Annotated in this window: 11 protein-coding genes, 1 tRNA gene and 1 rRNA gene; 4 read left to right on the top strand and 9 right to left on the bottom strand. The window is 48.8% G+C overall.

The genetic code is table 11. The features are described 5' to 3' along the window. Positions 1-389 precede the first annotated feature (389 nt). The 3 genes from EL633_RS08650 to EL633_RS08640 all read right to left on the bottom strand — a co-directional run bounded on the left by EL633_RS08650 (position 390) and on the right by EL633_RS08640 (position 4288). Complete coding sequence (locus EL633_RS08650) at positions 390-1289, bottom strand: CHAP domain-containing protein (RefSeq protein WP_126626794.1); 900 nt, start codon at positions 1287-1289, stop codon at positions 390-392. Between the two features lie 1168 nt (positions 1290-2457). Beyond that, positions 2458-3567: a Gfo/Idh/MocA family protein gene (locus EL633_RS08645; RefSeq protein WP_126626793.1), complete on the bottom strand. Its 1110-nt coding sequence runs from the start codon at positions 3565-3567 to the stop codon at positions 2458-2460. A 229-nt stretch (positions 3568-3796) separates the two neighbouring features. After that, complete coding sequence (locus EL633_RS08640; RefSeq protein ID WP_126626792.1) at positions 3797-4288, bottom strand: hypothetical protein; 492 nt, start codon at positions 4286-4288, stop codon at positions 3797-3799. A 345-nt stretch (positions 4289-4633) separates the two neighbouring features. Here EL633_RS08640 and EL633_RS08635 point away from each other — a divergent pair, with 345 nt between their 5' ends. Beyond that, a complete protein-coding gene (locus EL633_RS08635) occupies positions 4634-6388 on the top strand; it encodes a glycosyltransferase family 39 protein (protein ID WP_126626791.1) in 1755 nt (584 codons plus the stop codon). A 395-nt stretch (positions 6389-6783) separates the two neighbouring features. Here the strand turns inward: EL633_RS08635 and EL633_RS08630 are convergent, their stop codons facing one another. Then, on the bottom strand, positions 6784-7365 hold the full coding sequence (locus EL633_RS08630) for a TetR/AcrR family transcriptional regulator (RefSeq protein ID WP_126626790.1): 582 nt from the start codon (positions 7363-7365) through the stop codon (positions 6784-6786). A gap of 438 nt (positions 7366-7803) precedes the next feature. Here EL633_RS08630 and EL633_RS08625 point away from each other — a divergent pair, with 438 nt between their 5' ends. The 3 genes from EL633_RS08625 to EL633_RS08615 all read left to right on the top strand — a co-directional run bounded on the left by EL633_RS08625 (position 7804) and on the right by EL633_RS08615 (position 10817). Next, positions 7804-9000, top strand: coding sequence for a M20/M25/M40 family metallo-hydrolase (locus EL633_RS08625; protein WP_126626789.1), 1197 nt, complete (start codon positions 7804-7806; stop codon positions 8998-9000). Between the two features lie 516 nt (positions 9001-9516). Then, positions 9517-9969 carry a DUF1634 domain-containing protein gene (locus tag EL633_RS37465; protein ID WP_246039108.1) on the top strand — a complete coding sequence of 151 codons (453 nt, stop codon included), beginning with the start codon at positions 9517-9519 and terminating at the stop codon, positions 9967-9969. After that, a complete protein-coding gene (locus tag EL633_RS08615) occupies positions 9969-10817 on the top strand; it encodes a sulfite exporter TauE/SafE family protein (protein WP_126626788.1) in 849 nt (282 codons plus the stop codon). Before EL633_RS37465 ends, EL633_RS08615 begins: the two co-directional genes overlap by 1 nt. Here EL633_RS08615 and EL633_RS08610 read toward each other — a convergent pair. The 5 genes from EL633_RS08610 to EL633_RS08590 all read right to left on the bottom strand — a co-directional run bounded on the left by EL633_RS08610 (position 10814) and on the right by EL633_RS08590 (position 19133). Then, positions 10814-12556: a sensor histidine kinase gene (locus EL633_RS08610; protein ID WP_161982040.1), complete on the bottom strand. Its 1743-nt coding sequence runs from the start codon at positions 12554-12556 to the stop codon at positions 10814-10816. The genes EL633_RS08615 and EL633_RS08610 overlap by 4 nt on opposite strands. Positions 12557-12863: 307 nt before the next feature. Then, on the bottom strand, positions 12864-17423 hold the full coding sequence (locus EL633_RS08605) for a GAP1-N2 domain-containing protein (RefSeq protein ID WP_126626786.1): 4560 nt from the start codon (positions 17421-17423) through the stop codon (positions 12864-12866). A 914-nt stretch (positions 17424-18337) separates the two neighbouring features. Continuing rightward, positions 18338-18412: transfer RNA gene (locus tag EL633_RS08600), tRNA-Gly, on the bottom strand. A gap of 27 nt (positions 18413-18439) precedes the next feature. Then, positions 18440-18556: ribosomal RNA gene (gene rrf / locus EL633_RS08595) — 5S ribosomal RNA — on the bottom strand. A gap of 169 nt (positions 18557-18725) precedes the next feature. After that, a complete protein-coding gene (locus EL633_RS08590; protein WP_126626785.1) occupies positions 18726-19133 on the bottom strand; it encodes a PPOX class F420-dependent oxidoreductase in 408 nt (135 codons plus the stop codon). Positions 19134-19255 lie beyond the last annotated feature (122 nt).

Below are 19255 nucleotides of genomic sequence, written 5' to 3'. Positions count from 1 at the left end.
AACAATGACTTTACAGTCACCAATTTACCTGACGGTCAGCATAATGTCAAGTAGCGGCAGGGCTCGTCCCTGCTCCAGTACCACGTACGACACGTCCCTGAGACACGTGGTCATGTTAAGGCGAGCATGGCGAAACATGTCAGCCTCTAACCTGGACCTGATCGTACGTGGTACTGGAGCAGGGACGAGCCCTGCCGCTACGCTGTGATGTGGTTGGAGAGGAGAGGAGGAGGAGGGGGAAAATGCGGGGGCCAGATATCAGCGCTGATATCTGGCCGTCATATTATGCATGGGGTCTTTAAACGTTATCACTAGCCCGGCTGTTCGGCTTCTTTAAATATTTGTGAGACGGTTAAAGAAGTAAGAGCAAGCGGGTTACAAGCAAGTAACTAATGACTTACGAAAGTGACGCCTGTTCCCATTCGGAACAGAGAGTTTGTGACCGCTCCAGGTTTGTTTCCCCAGTTCATGGAACTGGCGATCACCATATTATTATTGAGAATCTGTTCAACTACAGCAACGTGTCCGACACGGTTCGCGCCTTGTACGCCACTGCCCAGGACAAGAATAGAGCCAAGGGCAGGAATACTGGATACATGCCACCCAAATTGTGAGGCACGATCGACCCATTGTCCAGCATTCGCGTTCATTGTCCACGGCACAACTACATTGTGTAGTTGGTAGTAGCGTTGCGCAGCCCACCACGTACATTGTCCAAATGGATAAGTACTCTGGAGCCTGCTCCCCATCACGTATGGGGCAGCCAGTGCTCCCAGGCCTTTTGAGCCTCTATGCGTACCTACACTGAGAGGAAGGGATACTACTCCAGATGGCACGGCCTGAAATTCCGGTGCCATTGGCCGATCACGTTTCTCTACACTTTTATGTGCCGCATGTTTCACCAGTGCCAATGGGGCTGCTATCTTATGCTGCACCCTGAAAGGATGTATAACGCTACTCATACTATCTGCCGGTGCGCTTGGAATACAAATACTCTGGTTGGTGTATATTGAATTGGGTTTGTGCAGGCGATTAAAGGCCGCGATACGGTGTTCGCTAAACCCATAATATGCAGCGATACTCGCCAGTGTTTCCTTCCCAATAACAACGTGTATGCGGTCAGCTTGTGAGCAAGCGACAACTGTTCGCGCGTGCGCACCCTCCACCTTCGCTCGCGACGTTACTCCAGTTAAGCCAAGTCCAAAGACTACAATAAAACAAGTACTCACTACAAAACTCACTACGGTATACCGCTGGAAGCTTTTCCAGCTTCGTGGTTGTGTTTGCAATGTATCCTCTTTCGAATATACAACTTGCAGACCCCCGCAAACGCCCTTGTTACATCTTTGTCTGTTTGCAATGTGATTTGCTTAACATATACATAGATGATCGCGGACGTACATTTGCAATATACACTACCACAACGAATAGTATATGTTGATATATTTTTAAAAGGCATTTTATGAATTTAAAACATAAAATAATCAAAAAATTATAATTATCTATTTTAAAATAATTATCAATCGTAATAATCGCCATAATACTTAAAATGTAACAATGCCATTAAAAGCCCTTCAAATACCCATAGGGGCGTTTTATCGCTATGAGATGCCCTATTAACGCGCCAGATACCTTACAAGGCCCTGAGCGCCATCCAGACGCGATTTAGCACTCCTCCCTTCATCACGACCACGTCATTTGCGTGGTAAGGGGAGGGATCGCTGGGGGATGGCCTCATGGTTACGCTGGCAAAACAATGCACGTCACCGAGGTTTCTGATGACTATGCAGGAAACATAAAAATAAGAACATAAGAAGCCTACAAGATATAAAAATCATCAATCAGGTAGGAAAGATATCACATATACAATTGTTAGCCATGTATCACATATACAATTATTAACCAGGCAGGAAAGATATCACATATACAATTGTTAGCTATGCATAAACATAAGCATAAGATCATAAGAAGCCTATTGCATAGTAAATTGCAAAGGATAAAGGATTTTATTTAGGTTGTTTATAGAATATATACCTTTCAGTAATAAGTGAAATGATTATTGTATCCTTCTCCATTTTTCTGCATGGATACGTATCAATTTTAATAATGTATCTAATAAAAATATAAATCAAAATAATATATATTAAATAATAAATAATATATATTTATATATATAATAATATAATATAATATACATAATAATACATTATTACGCACCGAAATTGGCGCTGTATGGTAAGTTTCTATCTTCTTATGTTGCAAGGTAATATTTACATAAAATTATGATGTTATAGGCATCTTACGTTCTTATTCTTACGTTGCAAGGGAGTATTTATATAAAATTATGATATTGTAGGCGTCTTACGTTCTTATGCTTATGTTTGTGGTACAGGCTATTAACGTAGTCGTGTGAGGAACGAGTAGATGGGTTTAGCTGTTCCCATCTGCTCGTTTGGGTTAGATGGTTTTGTCGGCGAGTTGTGTGAGGAGGGTGGCGTATTTCTGGCGGTCGAGGGGGAGTTCGACGGGACTGCGGGTGTAGTTGGAGTAGATGCAGGCGTTGGCCAGTTCGAGAGCCATGATGCCCTGGGCTCCGCCGGATGTGAAGGGGGTGTTGGTGAGTATGGCGGTGTTAAAGGCACGGTAGACGGTTTCGTGGTTGCCAATCTGGCTCTGGTCGAGGGTGATTGGCAGGTCGTGGCTGGCAGGGGTGGCCATGGCTTTGGGTGAGGTGGCGACAAAGCTGGTGATATCCTCTTCCAGTCCGTGGGCTTTGAGTTGGCCACCCTGGATCTCTAGCTGTCCATGGGTTCCGACGATCTTGAGGTATTCAGATTGATCGGCTTCGGCAGTACTGATATGGAGTGAGCCGAGCGCCCCATCGGGCCATTCCAGGGTGGCTTCTACGGTATCTTCGGTCTCGATAGCGTGTAGTAAACGCCGTGTCCAGGCAAACACGCGGGCGGGCTGTCCAACCAGATGGCATAGTAGGTCCAGTTGGTGGGGAGCCTGATTCATCAACACGCCACCGCCTTCGCCTTTCCAGGTTCCACGCCAGCCAGCGGACTGATAGTAGCGCGCGGTACGTGTCCAGACGGCGGACATGGTGACGTGTTGGATGTGGCCAAGCTTGCCATCCTGGATCAACTGGCGGGCGGCCCGAATCTCAGGCCGGAAGCGCTGCTGAAAAATCACGCCTACGGTTCTGCGCGCGCGCTCGGATGCTTCAACCATCGCATCGGCTTCCGCGACCTGGACCGCCATTGGCTTCTCCACCAGTACATGGCTACCGGCCTGTAAACAATCGATCGCGATACGCGCATGAAAAGGATGGGGTGTCATCACCACCACTACATCTGGTCGTACTTCGGTCAAAAGTTGCTGATGATCCACATAAAAAGGACACTGTAATTCAGCGGCCCGCTGCTGTCCCAGTTCAGGATTAATATCTGAGACGGCAACCACCTTCATACCCGGCAATTTCAGGGCGCTCCGATGCATATTGAACACACCGGCACCCGCTCCAATAAGCGCATAACGCAAAGTAGTTATCTGCTCCGACTGCATAATAATAAAAACTCCTTTATTTGTATTATTCGGCGTCATAAAGAGAAGATACAATAATGCCGCTGTCATCTATCCATTGAGCGAAGTTCTTCGATCTATGTGTGAGTTATAGAAGAAGCTGCGACTCAGAATGATGGCAGCGGCCAGTATCCATCCATGGAAAAAAGTTAGCTATTCGCCGGGTCGAAAGCATCCATAGATGCCACTAGCAACGGCCCGTAGTACAGCGTTATAGGCGCTGTTTACGCTTACCCAGCACATCCTGTCCTGTCCGAGGTTTCTGATCGAAACTAACAGCATCCTTCAGATCTGGATCAGGCATTGGGCGCATCGGACTGGCATCGATAGGCTTACCAGTCTCCTGATTATAGCCAACCTCTACCACCTGTTCGCGACGATAGGCATTCAATGGACGCATTCCCTGAGGCGGTGGCATGGTGGTTGGTCCAGGCTTAGATGTCGGCCAACTGGGCCAGCTTGGTTGCACCGTGGTCACCACCTGCTCCTGATGCTGTTCCTCTTTCACCAACGTCACATCCGTAGGATTCTGAGTCTCCTCGCGAATAGGATTTTCCGCCACCGTCTGAGGGGCAGGTGCCTCTGCAACCGTCTGAGCAGTAGGATTTTCCGTCACCGTCTGAGGGGCAGGTTTCACAACAGGTTTGGCTGCCTTCGCTGAAGTCTGGGATGATTTATTTCTTGCTTTTTGGTCCCGAGCCATAATTACTCCTTTATAATATGTTTTGCCTGTAGCGCAATGATTTTTTTATGTCGTGAACGAGACAGAAAGATACAACCAGCCTTTTAACCCATTCTACCTTCTACTACGTAATAGCCAGGTGCATACGGGTACTGATTTTTCTGCAGTAATATTACTCGCTCCATAATTTAGACAAGCAAAGCTTATTAAATATTGTACACCCTTATAGCCACATATGCGATTCACCTTCGTCAGAAAAATGCTAAGAAATAAAGAAGTCGTCTCTGCGTAACATGTGTGCTATTTGAGCGATCCTTTATAATTTGCATAGGGATATGATGTGTGGCAAGGAAGGGGGGTGTGGAGGTGAGTCGTTTGATGAAATTCGTGCTCAAGGGACGGGATGGCCTGGGGAAAAAGGTTTGCTGGCCGAAGATAGCTATTTGTATGCTGGCCGTGATGGGACTGGCTATGCGGCTCTATGGATTGAATTGGGATCAAGGCTATCGGTTTCATCCAGATGAGCCTTTTATCATTGTATCTTCCCAGCAGGTCCATTGGCCTCAGAGCCTGGGACAATTCCTGGATGCGGCAAATTCTCCGCTTAATCCCCACTTTTTCGCGTATGGTTCTTTTCCGATTTATCTGATGGCTTTCCTGGCTCATGTATTGACCATCTTTATGCCCGATTTTGTCTCCTTTGAACATCTTGCGCTACTGGGACGGGTGGTGTCGTCGGTGCTGGATTGTGGCACTATCCTGCTGACAGCCTGGATGGGATGGCATCTGGTACGTTCAGAGCACGCGGATCATGTGGATCAAAGTGGTTCGCCATGGGCTATGGCCCTACTGGTAGCTGTATTGGTGACGTTTACGCCGTTACAGTTGCAGCAGTCACATTACTGTACTGTCGACACAATGCTACTCTTTTTTGTGATGTTGACCCTGGCGGGCTGTGTGGCGCTGGTCGATGGACATGTCCCGTCTCGGGCGGCGCTACTGATAGGACTGGGCTATGGCCTGGGGATGGCCACCAAAACCAGTGCGGCCCCGCTGGCTATTCCTATATTCATCGCGATAGTGTTACGCTGGCGACGGCATAGCCTGGTTTCAGCGGTACACCTGCTGGTCCTGGTCGTGGGTGCGACCGGTTGGACTTTCATGCTGGCCATGCCATATGCGCTATTAGATCGACATAATTTTTTGTACCAGCTTTCCGAGCAAGGCAATATGTCGATTGGCAAACTTCTCCTCTCCTACACCATACAGTTCGCCTACAACACCCCCTATCTCTATCAGATACAAGATATCCTTCTCTGGGGACTGGGCCCTCTCCTGGGCCTTACAGCCTCACTGGGGCTGCTCTGGATGCTATATGTCACAGTAAGGCGTAAGATGATTCTCTGGCTCATACCGTTGTCCTGGGTGCTTATCTATGGAGCCATTACTGGTGGGCTATATGTCAAATATGTGCGCTATATGTTGCCGATCTATCCTGTGTTGACCTTGTTAGCGGCGGGAGGCTTATTCGCTTTTCTACGCTTTTTACGAAGAAAGGAAAGCTCCACCCAAAGATCATTGACATGGTTTGGATATAGCCTGATCAGTCTAGTTGTCCTGGCCACCGCGTTTCAAGGCCTGGCAATGCTGAATATCTACAGTCAGCCGAACACATTAATCCAGGCGTCCCATTGGATATATGCGCACATCAAGCCTGCGAGCACCATCAGCTATGAGCAAGGTGATGTGGTCATCCCGGTTGGAGATAATGGTGCCTATCCCACCCCGACCTATCATCTACTTGCGCCCGGCCTGAATATGCTGGCAGAAGATACCCCTGAAAAGGCGCAATTTATCATGAGCATGCTGCAGAAGTCTGATCTCCTGATCATCACTTCGGACCGCTCCATCCAACCGGCTCTGCACCTGCCACAGCGCTATCCGTTCACGTCACGCTATTATGAACGGCTCTTGCACGGCCAACTCGGCTTCCATCTAATCGCCCAATTCGAAAATCACCCCAACCTGTTCGGCATCACCTTCAACGACAGCGATGCCGATCCCAGTTTCTCTATCTTCGACCACCCCATTGTGCGCATCTTCATGCGCAACACCCCATAATAAATAATCCTGGTCGAAGAAACATGATTGGTGTAAGCGCCAGACGCGAGGCCGATCGTACGTAGCGACCTTTCAGCCCCAACATGATCATGCTCAGGAACCTTCATATGGAGCGAGGAGACGGCAACCCGCAAGGGGATTGCCGTCTCCTCGCTTGATGCCAATGTCCCTGTTTACGAGCATGATCGCCCTCACATCGACACGTTGTTCGGTTGCTTCATCGCATGCCTGTGGCGCCTACACCAATCTTGGTTCTTCATGCATAATCGCTTAGCAACGTTTTGGTTGGCGGCACTATATAACATAAGAATAAGAACGTAAGAAGCCCGAGACATATCATTTACATGGTTCATGTGTGCGAGATGGGAGGTCGAGGGATTTAAGAGATGAACATTTTAGGGGGCCATAAGGATATCAATCGCGCTTTCTAGTCTGTCATTCCACTTCTCGTTTGTCATCTGCAACCAGCCTTGATGTTGCCAGGAAACGGTGGTGTAGAGGAAGCCTAATAAGCTGAATGTGGCGCTCTCAATATCGATACCTGGACGTAACATCGGGGCCGCCTGTTTCAATGCCTGGGTGACGAGTTGGCAGGCTGCCAGTGCATGGAAGGCCATTTCATCGTGCAAAGTAGAGAAACGCCGATAATCTCTCACGCCTGAGAGTAACAATTGAGGATGTTCACTGAAAATAGTACGCAAAAATTTCATGCATTCTATCAATCCAGACCTTGTTTGCGCGGCTGTGGAAGTATCTATCGCAAGCTGATAGGCAACAATACGCTTTCCGGGGGAAAAATGCTCATATGCCTGACGCATCAAGTTTTCCTTGTCTTTAAAAATACGAAAAATAGTGACCTCGTTGACTCCCGCCTCTTCTGCAATGGCGCGTGTGGTCGTTGCTTTGATGCCGCGCTCATCGGCAAGTTTTAAGAACGCTTCTAGAATCCGAATTGCCGTCTGTGAGGCCTTCTCCATTACTTCTCCTCATCATAATTCTGTTTCCTGATGGGTCCGCTGTATGTCTCCACTATTTTTGCATGAAGCTTGTGCTGAGATCCTATTGATATAATCCCATGAAGCTTTTACACCTATCCAGATTATAAATTGTAGACATGTATTCTTTGAGATCGTTAACCATCGTCTATCTATCGTTTGCTCTGATCTGGATAATCTCATCTTTTAGCGGGCCTGATTTGCTGTAAATACCTTTTGATAGTTGCTGAAAAGTGCTCAAACTCAGAGTATCTGCCTCATGTATGAGATAGTGATGAATAAGAGTGTGTCGATAATGCAATTGATGCAACGATGCTTCATATGCTTTATCTTTTTCCGATCCCTGGTACGTGTCATGTATATACCTGATGGCGTTGGTGGTGATACCTATATGTTGGCGATTTAGAGAAAGCAGGTGTTATGTTTCATCCAAATGAGATACAAGATGGTGTCGCGGCCCTGGTGGTGGATGGTGTGTCCTACATTGAAGGAATCATGCCGCGTTATGTGCAGGATTTGCAGATGCTGTGCGCGATAGATTCGCCTTCAGACCATGCGGCTGGATTACATGCGATGGCGGACGCTTTAGCTACATTGTTGCGGCGCGTGGGGATGCAGACTGTTATGATTGAGCATGCACGTGGCAAGGCCGTACTTGGTACTCTGACAGGAAACGATTCACAGGCTCCAGTCTATTTGTTAATCGGGCACCATGATACGGTCCATCCCGTTGGCTCAGCGGCGGCGCAGATGCGTACGGAGGGGGACAAGTTTTATGCTCCCGGTACGGTTGATATGAAGGCTGGCCTGCTTCAGGGTATCTATGCGCTGGAAATTATCCAGCAGCAACGCTTCCAGAACTTTTCAAAAATCCTGTTTCTATCTGTTCCAGATGAAGAGATCTCTGCGCGCTACCATGTGGATTTTATCAGGCAGTTGGCCCGTGATGAGCAACCCTATGTACTGGGTCTGGAGGGTGCGCGCTCGATTGGCAATGTGGTGACGCGCCGTAAAGGTTGCGTCCACTATCGCCTGATCGCCGAAGGACTGGCCGCCCACGCCGGTAGTAATCCCGAGCGTGGTCGTAATGCGGTCCTGGAACTGGCCCATCAGATTGTGCAGGCTCAGAACTTTATGGGCTGGCGCGAAGGCTCCACTATCAACGCAGGTCCAATTAAAGGTGGCTCTATGCCCAACATCGTCTCAGACTATGCCGAGATCACCTTTGATCTACGCTTCCTGAGGCCGGAAGATCGTGCGGATACAGAGCAGCGCTGGCATGAATTATTGCAGCAGCAGCTTGTACCTGGGGTCAAACTCACGCTTGAGCCAGCACCTGATTACATGGTACCCATGGTCGCCACCGAACAAAGCCTGGCCCTGGCCGCCCGCGCCCAGGTGTTAGCGGAACAACTCCTGCACACCCCCTTTGATCCCGAGACCAGAGGAGGCGCCTCAGATTGCTGTAATACCGCCGCCGCAGGCTGTCCAACCATTGATGGACTGGGCGCAATCGGTGGGGGAGCGCATACCTCCAATGAATACGTCCTGCTCTCGCCTATCCCTCAACGCACCGCCTTATTAGCTGGTCTACTCTCGCCGCTGCCATCCAGATAAGCACTGGCTGTGTCCTCTTTTAGATTTATGAGTACACAGCCAATAGTCTGACCCCCATTATGTGTAAAGCGAAGATGCAATGGGCGGCGAGCCCGGATAAAGGGTCGTGCTCCCGAAACCTCCTCCCTCCCACCCGATCACAAAAAGTGAGTCCTAATAGTCTGACCCACATTGTGTGTAAAGCGGGGATGCAAGGGGCGGCGAGCCCCTTGACTGGGGGCTCGGGGGCTGTGCCCCCGCAACCTCCTCCCCACCCGCCCGCGTAGCGGGCGAAGAGTCCATCACATGAAGTGAGTCAGACCATTAGCTCAAATCATTCATTTTAATTATGACTTATATTATAATCATTCATTTGTATTATGAATAAAGATCAACTATACTTTATATAGGACTTATTGAAAAAGATATCTTTGGATTTAGCAGTGCCATCCAGGCAAGCTAATTCGTTTTTTCTCCCCCTAAAGCTATAGGTTTGATTTATGCAGGGAAAAAATATTGGTAATAGGTAACATAGATATGTCAGAGCAACCTGAAACTATACATAAAAACAACAGTAAAATTACAAATACCCAGGCTTTGGTGGCGGTCGTACCACCAGCAATGAATGATAAGCAGCCAATAGAGGACGCTGGTTTGATGGTCGTGATTGGCTGGGTGTTGCAGATAGGTGTGCTTGTGAGTGCGGTCATTATTGTGCTGGGGGTAGGACTCTACTTTCTCCATCCGTCCGGACAGGCGGGCATCCAGATACCTCACACACTGATACAGATTTTTCAAGGCGTACTGGCCTTCCAGCCAGAAGCTATTATCGCGCTCGGGCTGATTGTATTGATCGCAACCCCTGTTGTCCGTGTGGCCATCTCTATTCTTGGCTTTGCGCTTGAACATGATCGTACATTCGCGCTGATCTCGCTCCTGGTGTTGCTGATCCTGTTGGTAAGCTTCTTCCTGGGAAAAGGGGGCGCGTAATGGATGTTTCTTTATTGTCGATGATGGGGATTTTTGCCGGATCTGTACTGGCAGGTGTGCTTGGTTCTCTTGTGGGCCTTGGTGGTGGCGTATTGATTGTTCCCCTGTTGACGCTGGCTTTTGGTCTGCCGATACAATATGCCATTGGAGCCAGTATCGTGGCTGTTATTGCCACCTCCAGCGGGGCAGCCGCAGCCTATGTGCGGGACCATCTCTCGAATGTGCGCATTGGCATGTTTCTGGAGATTGCCACCACCGTAGGAGCTGTCAGTGGCGCTTTTGTTGCTGGTTTGCTGGCACCGCAACTGCTCTTTATCATCTTTGGGGTTATCTTGTTGATCTCGGTTGCGCCTATCATCTTTAAGCTGGGCGAAGAGTTGCCGCAGGGTGTCCATAATGATCAGCTGGCCACCAACCTGCATCTGGCCAGTAGTTATCCTGATCAACATCTGGGCCAGACTGTTTCCTACCAGGTTACTCGTACTGGATATGGTTTTGTGATGATGTATGTGGCTGGCCTGATTTCAGGCTTACTGGGGATTGGTAGTGGCACCTTTAAGGTACTGGCCCTGGATACGATTATGCGTTTGCCGATGAAGGTTTCGACCACCACCAGCAATTTCATGATTGGTGTGACCGCCGCCGCCAGCGCGGGCATCTACTTCTTCCGTGGCGATATCCTCCCACTAATCGCGGCCCCTGTCGCGTTAGGTGTGCTGGTAGGAGCCTTCCTGGGAGCGCGTCTGCTTACGCACCTGAGTAATAAAACCCTGCGCCTCATCTTTATTCCAGTCATGGCTCTGATCGCCCTGCAGATGATATTTCGTGGCGTGGGTATCTCCCTTTAATTCTCTAGTGGCAGAGGCAGCGAAAACCAGAAGGTCTTGCCATGACCGCGACTACTCTCGACCCCAACCTGGCCATGATGCAAATGGATCAAGGCACGGCAGAGATAGAGGCTGAGCCCCTGGCTTAAATCCAGCTCATTCTGTACTCCGGTCCCCTTTGCCCGATAGAAGCGGTTCCAGATATTCGGCTGATCTTCTGGTGGTATATCAGATCCATTATCATGGACTGAGACCGTGACCTGGTGCTCCTCCAGCACAATGCGGATCGTTACAGGCTGGCTCGGAGGCGAATGGCGGATAGCGTTAGACAAATAGGTATGGAGGACCTGCTTGATACGGTCAGCGTCTATTGCCAGCTTGATATGCGTTGTCGTTGGTGGATCAATCACAATCTCAATGCTGCGCTCAAGATAGCGCTGCTGATATTTTCTGACGACTCTCTGTACCAGATCGATAAGATCGTGTTGCTTGATATGCAGTTCCAGCTCATTGGCTTGAATCCGTGAATCATCGACAATATTGCTAATCATGCGTTCATGCAGGCGTGTGCTCTGGGTCGCATATTCCAAAGGATTTTGCACGCGTGCGATCTCCTGACTGAGCGTATCTAACTCTGACTGACCTGCGAGCTGGCTTCTCAGTTTCTCAAGCCGTCTGAGGGCCAGTTGAATATTACCCATCGTTACCGTCAGGGGTGTCCTTAACTCATGGCTGGCAAGATTCAAAAATTCATTGATAATCTGATTGGTTTCCTGGAGCACAACCTCTTCCGTATTCTCGCCTTTAAGACTGGTGATCAACTTTACGCAGTCAATAATCATCGTTATCAGCGTCCCCACCGCATTGATCAGATCCCTTTCTGGAGGCGTACATACGCGCTCTATGGCAATGATCAGCGCGCCAGCAAATTGTTCCTGCGCAAATAGTGGGACCCAGATAGTATATCTGATTGACTCATTGGGTAACGTGAACGGAGTGCGCTGGCGTTGTCGTTCAACACAGATGGTCTGCCCTGCCTTAAGCTGGTCAATCTGCTCCTGATCCAGATAGTCATCCAGGGTATAGCGCTCATCCCGATCTTTACGCACCTGAACTTGCTCTGCCGTCAGGCCACTCAAAGCCACATAATGGATGCGCTGTTCAGGTTGCTTAAAAGACATCAGTAAGACCATCTGAGTTTTGAGCAACTGGCTGATCAAGTCAGTCATCTGTTGACCGATCACATCGATCGACTCTGGCAAGAGGCGATTCTTATCACCTGAGGTTTGATAGATACAATTATGAATACTGGCAATAGCCTTGATCAACGTGAAGATCGCAGTATTCGCCCGCATTGAATTGGACGCAGCCTCATAAATCTCAGTTAAATCATGCAAGAGATAGACAGTAGCCAGTGCTTGCCCATCCCGCTCTGTCATCTTATTACGGCTGATACTGACACAGATCTCACGTCCTGATGGCACCGTAAAGAGCGTACAATCGCTAAATGGCGCATGGTTCTCACCCTCAGCCACCGTTATTCCCTCTATCCTATTCACCGAGTCAGGAACATGGCTATGATAGCGGCTAATAAAATCCTTATAAGGCACATCCCGATACGGCTCTACAGACGATATTTCAAAGAGGGCCATGGCGGCTGGATTCATCTGCTGAATTCTTCCTTTTGGATCACAGATAATCACGCCATCCGACAAAGACGTAAAAAAATCGTTCATCTGCTGAATCCCAGATGTATTCATGCTCTCATCTCTTTCAGCCGCAGGTTTTTCGCACCGCTTTAACCTGTGCTGTTGAGCTAAAAAACGGCTAAACTGATGCATTGAAGAAGATTTACTTTATCTCATAATGCTAACACGTTTCGCTCCAATCGACTAGCGGTGGTCATGCATTCATATTCGAGTTACTGAACAACGTGGCGGGGAGACGCCGATCATGATCATAAACAGAGACCTTGACGTGGGGCGATGGGTTGGCCTCTGTTACGCTCCCTGAGAATAACCATGTCGGATGTGAAATATCGTTACGTGAAATGTATTGGTCCCTGGATTACCAATCAAGCTCAATATTGATCTGATCTTTATAAAGTTTCTTGCGCTCATCCAGCCAGCTATCGAGGTCGTAGCGTTCTTTGAGGAGCCGTTCAGCGAAACGTTCACGGCGGCGGAAGATTCTGAGGACCTGCTTGACGTCGGTCTCTGAGAAATTATACATGTTGATGAGCGCATCATAATCATCCGGCTGAAACTGACGGAACTGCTCTAATACGCGTGGCTCCAGCAAGAATTCTTCGATACCACATTGGCCCTGTTTGATCCTGGTTTCGATGCCAGCATTGATAAAGACATTATCGATCAGATCATGCAGCGATTTCTGGCGCAGGAACTGATCGGTCTGCCGATGCCATTCGTGGAGATCTCTCTTCTCTTTCTTGTAGTACGCTCGATCTTTGCTGTTCCAGGTCGTATTCTTGATCTTATTATCCACAATCGTGATTCTATAGCCGATATACAGGCGCTTGAACGCATGAATTTTATTGAGTTGATCAAGCATAATCGACTTGGATTGTACGGTGCCAATACTGGTGCGCGCATTGGTTTCCTGTACCGATTGTTCTAGAGCCTTCAGGATCTCGGCGTTGGGTTGGGCCGCTATCTTGGTGAGCATCTGTGAATTGCGATGTTTGAGCAATGGGCGCGTGGCCTTGGATTTTGGTATCAGCACCTCTGGAAGATTGGCAATGCTATACTCGATCTCTGGCGTATAGTGGATCTGATCCTTATATGGCGATTGCTGTAACTCCTGGTGAGCCTGGTGCAGCGCGGCCGGATCCTGTAGTTTGTAGGCGCTAACAATATCGCCAGCGAGCAGTGCGATGTCGCGCTCCTGTTGATTGACGCGCGTACCTGGATATTCAACTTCTTTTAGAACCTGTTGATAAGCCTGGCTAATCTCCTCGACATCTTTCTCTTGGATCGCCTCTTTGAAGATGGCCAGAATGCGCTCAATATGTCTTGCGCGTTGCTGGCGCGCAAAGCTCTGCCAGTTATCCTTATATTCGGTTGGCCAGAGCTCACTGTGGATTGTAATCAGTTCATAGATCTTGAAATTGGTCTCCTCGCCAAAGAGGCGTTGATAAAAACTTTCCAGGAAGGTTTCATTATCTGGATAGAGGATCTCCTGAGCGTGCTCCAGCGCCGCTTTTAGATAGGGGAGTAGACGGCTCACCTGTTGTTTTTGTAGATAGTAGGCATGGACATGGGGAGCCATCTCTAGCAGAAGTGTGGTACTGGTGGTGGTATCCGCCTGTTCCAGCGGGGTGCCCGTCATTACTGCGCTGAGATTATCCAGTATACGGGCAAGATCGAGCTCACTGGTCAAATTCGCGACCAGGATTGGCCAGAGCACATCGCCCAGCGAGACGCGGGCGGTAGGCTTGAGTTTGAGCATACCGTTTAAGCTGGCTCGGGCCTGGCGAAGCCACTGTTTGCTACTGGCGGGCTGCTTGAGTAGTTCTGCTATATAGAGCCATCCCTGTACATAATCGGACAATCCATCTACGAGTGGTTGCATGCTTGTCTGTTCACGTTCCTGCAACCGCTGCAAAAAGGCCTGAGTTGTGGGCTGTTCCAGGCGCTGAGCATCCAGTCCAGCCAAGTAATCAGTCAGCAGTGGCGTAAACGACTCGGGCCAATCGCTCTCCTGAAGCAAAATTTGGGCATCTTGTTCTAAAAAGTTGGCCAGATCCGTATCGGTTAACTGAATCAGGCTGAGTAGCTCTCTGGTAGTCTCGGGCAACTGACTACTGGCCATGAGCAAGCTGCCAAGTACGCGGGTCAAATGAGGATATTTGACCTGGATCAGATGGCGAAAGAAGTTGATGACAATCGGCGCCGTCTCGATTTGTTGGACCAGGTTTTGTAATACCGACTCAAAGAGCTGCCAGTGCTGAGGTGTTGAGAGGAGCGCTTTGAGTTGCGCCGCTCCAAGCGTCACGGGTGCCAGCAGCACACTTTCGATCGCGATAGTGTGCCAGGCCGCTGGTAACTGCTCATCATCGATCAAGCGTCCGATACTATCCCAGGATACGTTCAGCCAGGGATAAAGCGCGGGATGATTTTGTAGCGCAGTCACCCGGGTCCAGGACTCCAGCAAGGTTCTGTGCATCTCCCAGGGATAAAAATCATCAACGGTAATCTGGATTGTCTGGCTTAAGTACTCAAGCAGGCCGCCATCAGTATCCAGCCAGACCGCTTCCTGGTGATGTTTAGGGGTCGCGCTAAGCAAGACACGCAGCAGGATAAACAGATTGTTACGCGGATCTTCCAGTCCCTGATCTTCTTCTTGTTCCAGGAGCAGGTCGATCTGGTCATAGGTCAGAGGCAAAATAGATTCAAAAATAAAGATGGAAAGGTTTTGCTCAACCTCGCACTGTGGATGTAGTTCTGCGCACTGACGAATCGTATTGGAAACTTCCGCCCCCTGGCGTTGCCACCATTGTTCGTATGTTGGAGTAAAAATATAGGGCCAGAGGTTGCCCCACAGGTCCAGCCAGATGCGGCAGGACTCGACATCCGCATGATTCAGGACGATGAGTGCGGAGAGCATCTCATTCCAGATCGACCAGATCGGCCAGCTGGCCGAGGATTGCATGCCCTTAAATGGATCATCCTGCTGCAATATAGCCACGATATTATTGATCAGCAGGTCGCCCAATCCAGCCAGCTTCTGGTTAACTGGCGCATTCTGACGACCGAGCTGGCTGAGTCCATCGGCCCCATATTTACCATAGGCGTTCCACCATTCCCAGTAGAGGGAATTGTATGTATTGGTGATCAGGTTCTCAAACACATAGAGCCAGACCGCAGGTTCTTCGTCGGGTGGTGCCACCTTGATCAGTTTATCCTGCCAGTTATCGATGCCCCAGCGGTCCTCAGCATGGATAGCGGCCAACAACTTATTGGCCACAATCTTACCAAAAGGCGTCAGGACCGTCTCCAGGTCTGGATTGTTGGGCTGCTTGAAGGTCTGGTGAATAGTCACAAAGATCTTCTCACTTTTAACCTGCCACCAGGGTTGAAAGATGGGGGTATCCAGTTCCTCGGCCTTCAGTCCCTGTACCAATGTCAGCCAGACAGGTGCGCACTGATGGAGTGGCGCCGTCAGATCAAGCATATCCATCCAGAAATACATTGAATCCATGGTATTATTGCTGATCGCCTCATTAACCTGTTGCGCCACCAGATTTCCCAGTTCGTTCATCGTATCGCGCAACGTATCAATGATATGCTGAATATTGGATGGGAGAGGATAATTCGCATATTTAGCCAGGCAAGCAAAAAAAGTCACCAGATCGTTACGGCAGATATTCTCCCACCAGCTGCGATTACGGGCGATCCACTGCACAATTGAGCGCTGCACATTCGGACGCCTGAGCCGTGCCAGATCTGCGAGCAAGCTTTTTTCTTGATCGACAATATCATCCAGCCGCTGCTTGACTATGAGTATGAGTTCCTGGACATCATTCTGGGAAAGCGTTTCCTGATAAGAAAGATAGACACGCATAAAGTGCGCCAGCTCACGGCAATTTTCCAGTTCCGCCTGCTTGAGTATTTCTGTGAGTTCCTGATAGTTATGATTATTCTCATCCAGTAGACAATCGACGGCAAAAAGCACAAAGCGGGCCACCACGCTATCTGGTAACAGGGACGTACTGCGACCAGTGTAGCTATTCAGTGCATAGCCATTAATGCCTTGATCCTGATAGTAAGAAGTAGGCAGATCGCCTGTGGAAGAAGCAGGCCAGCAAGTGCCAGTGATCGTGGGATAGCCAGGCGCCTCATCATATTTCCCGTAGAGAGGGGCCACCCGTTCCGCATCCAAGCGCTCATACGTACTGAACGTCAAATTACCCATGATCTCAAGAGTACGGGGCAGACTATGGGTTAACCCCCATAGCAACCTGGCCACCACCTCAGGTTCTGCGGCAATATAGATCCGCTGTCCCGGCTGATGCATCAAAAAGGCCCGCAGGATAAACTCTAACTGTTCGCGGCTAACCAGCTTCAAAGCATCCCGATTCAGGGAACCCTCACGTACCTTATCACTTTCCGTCGTAGTCGTACCAGGTTCCTGTAACGTAGGAAAAGTAATGCGCGGCAGCTCAGTCTGACCTACATTGAGATCAGCATATGTCTTCCAATAGCTAGAGCCCCAGACAGAAATGGCCTCACGAGCCGTAAAGGGCAGGGGGCCAGCTGGGGTAGAAATTCGTGGGAGATCGCTCAACAAATGCGTAAAAGCATTGCCTGATCGACTCACTCCCTCAGGCATAGAGTACGTTTTCTGGAGTAGAATAAACTCCTGCTGAACCCTGACAAATGCCAATGAGACGGGTGCTTCTGGAAAAGGCACATCCGCAGAATCCTTCGTATTTTGGGGGAGCACATAGCGTGCATGCTTAAGAAACGCCTGGATACGCTCGCTAGCGGGATTGGCCGCATTACCCTCCTCCATCAAACCCGGAGAGGCCGCACGAATCTTAAATCCCATGCCCCCTGGCCCCTCCGTTGACCAGGCATACCAGAGTTGTTCGCTCTCCGTCTTCATTACAATACCGCCTTTGTCTCAAGCATATCTAATAGTGTTATTACTTTATATATAGGTGTTATATGTATTCAGGGAGTAAATGAAAGTATATGTATGCCATTGAAGTTGCGATGCTAGCTTTTTTTCGTTCGTTCGTCTACAACTGATCCGTGATCAAAAGCCGCACGTAGAAAGTGCCGCTTATCCGCCAGAGAGCGGCATTCACGATTGAATATAGATTGCAGGTGGATACTGTATGGCGATTTTCAATGGCTCTTTATTCTAGCGAATTAAATAAGAACTATGCCCCTGGAAAAGCTTGAAATATGGACTCAGTATAATATAGATATATATATATTACAAGACAACCCAAATATAAATACAGCATCTGCTACACCCTTCAATCTATTCATGAGCGTGTAGGATCATTGCTGCCAAAAAAAGAAACATCTTGAAACAGTTCTATTTCCATTACCAATTCATTTTCGCTCCCCCCACAAGTCCTATTTACTGTCAATCAGAGATTTGGCCCCAGACAACTTAAGAATAAGAAAATTTTTCAAATAGTATTTGTTTTTCACTCTCATTGTGGAGCGTGCCGCCAGCCGCACTCGGGCCCTGAAGGGCCCTTGCTTCTTTTATGTGTGGTGTTAAAAACTGAGCTTTGCTCAGTTTTTAACACCACACATAAAACCGTTGGGCTCCAAAGACGCGAAAACAACAATCGGCGGAGCATAGATTTCATGTGCTTCAAACACTATTTCATATCCTATTTGTGGTGGAGACGGTGGTGGGGCATTCCGGGCCAATTGGCCCGGAATGCCCCACCACCGTCTCCACCACAAATAAATGCTTGCACCGCAGGTGCAAGAGTGTGCGCCATCGAAAAAGAAAAAAGAACATAAAAAAAAGACACCATCTGTATTGATGGTGTCTGGAGCGGGAGACGGGATTCGAACCCGCGACATCTTCCTTGGCAAGGAAGTGCTCTACCACTGAGCCACTCCCGCGTATCGACTCGCCCGTGTGGGCAGGTGAAACGGCGATGTCCTATTTTCCCATGCAGTTGCCCACATAGTATCATTGGGGCTGAAGAGCTTAACTACCGTGTTCGGGATGGGAACGGGTGTGCCTTCTTCGTTAAAATCACCGGTTCGCCTGCACATACAAGCGGTTCGTTTCGACGTGGTTTATATTAACATGGGTGAGTAGTTCTGTCAACACTTTTAGCAGCTTTTTTTTACGTTCTGGGAAAATTTCACGTTTTCGCCCCCTCAGGTGGTAGCTAAACACGAAATTTTCCCGTATAGATAGCTCTGGCGCTTACGCCTGGGTCGGGCGAATCTCCAGGATGGTTTGTTGTGATTTACGCAATTTGCTGACAAATGTGATCATCTTAAACATGAAACCATATTTACGGGCCAGCAAGGCTCGGGCCGCAGGTTGTTCAGCACTCGGTAACTCTCTACCCTGGGCCTCTATTTCAGCACCATGGACCACGCCACCCCGATTACATGGAGCTAGCAAGACACGTCCATTGTTGCGGATACGTTTGACTTTGCCAATGTTCTGTACTGTTGTGATATAGAGTTTTCCATCATCCTCAACAAACCAGACGGCGGTAGGAACCGCTACGCCAGATTTACGAAAGGTTTTTAGCAAGATAAATTGTTCACCCTTTAAATAAGCAAATGGATGTGGGGTGGTTGTCTGCGAATTCTCGATAGCCATAGAAGCATTTCTCCTTTAGAAACAGGAATGAATACGATAGAAAATACTGATCAATACATATGACGATTGATCGCCTGGAACAAGGTAGCTGAGTTGTAAGATAGTAATTGAGCCATTTCCAC

The organism is Dictyobacter alpinus (assembly GCF_003967575.1).
GTDB lineage: Bacteria > Chloroflexota > Ktedonobacteria > Ktedonobacterales > Ktedonobacteraceae > Dictyobacter > Dictyobacter alpinus.
This window is presented reverse-complemented; position numbering and strand designations above follow the sequence as displayed.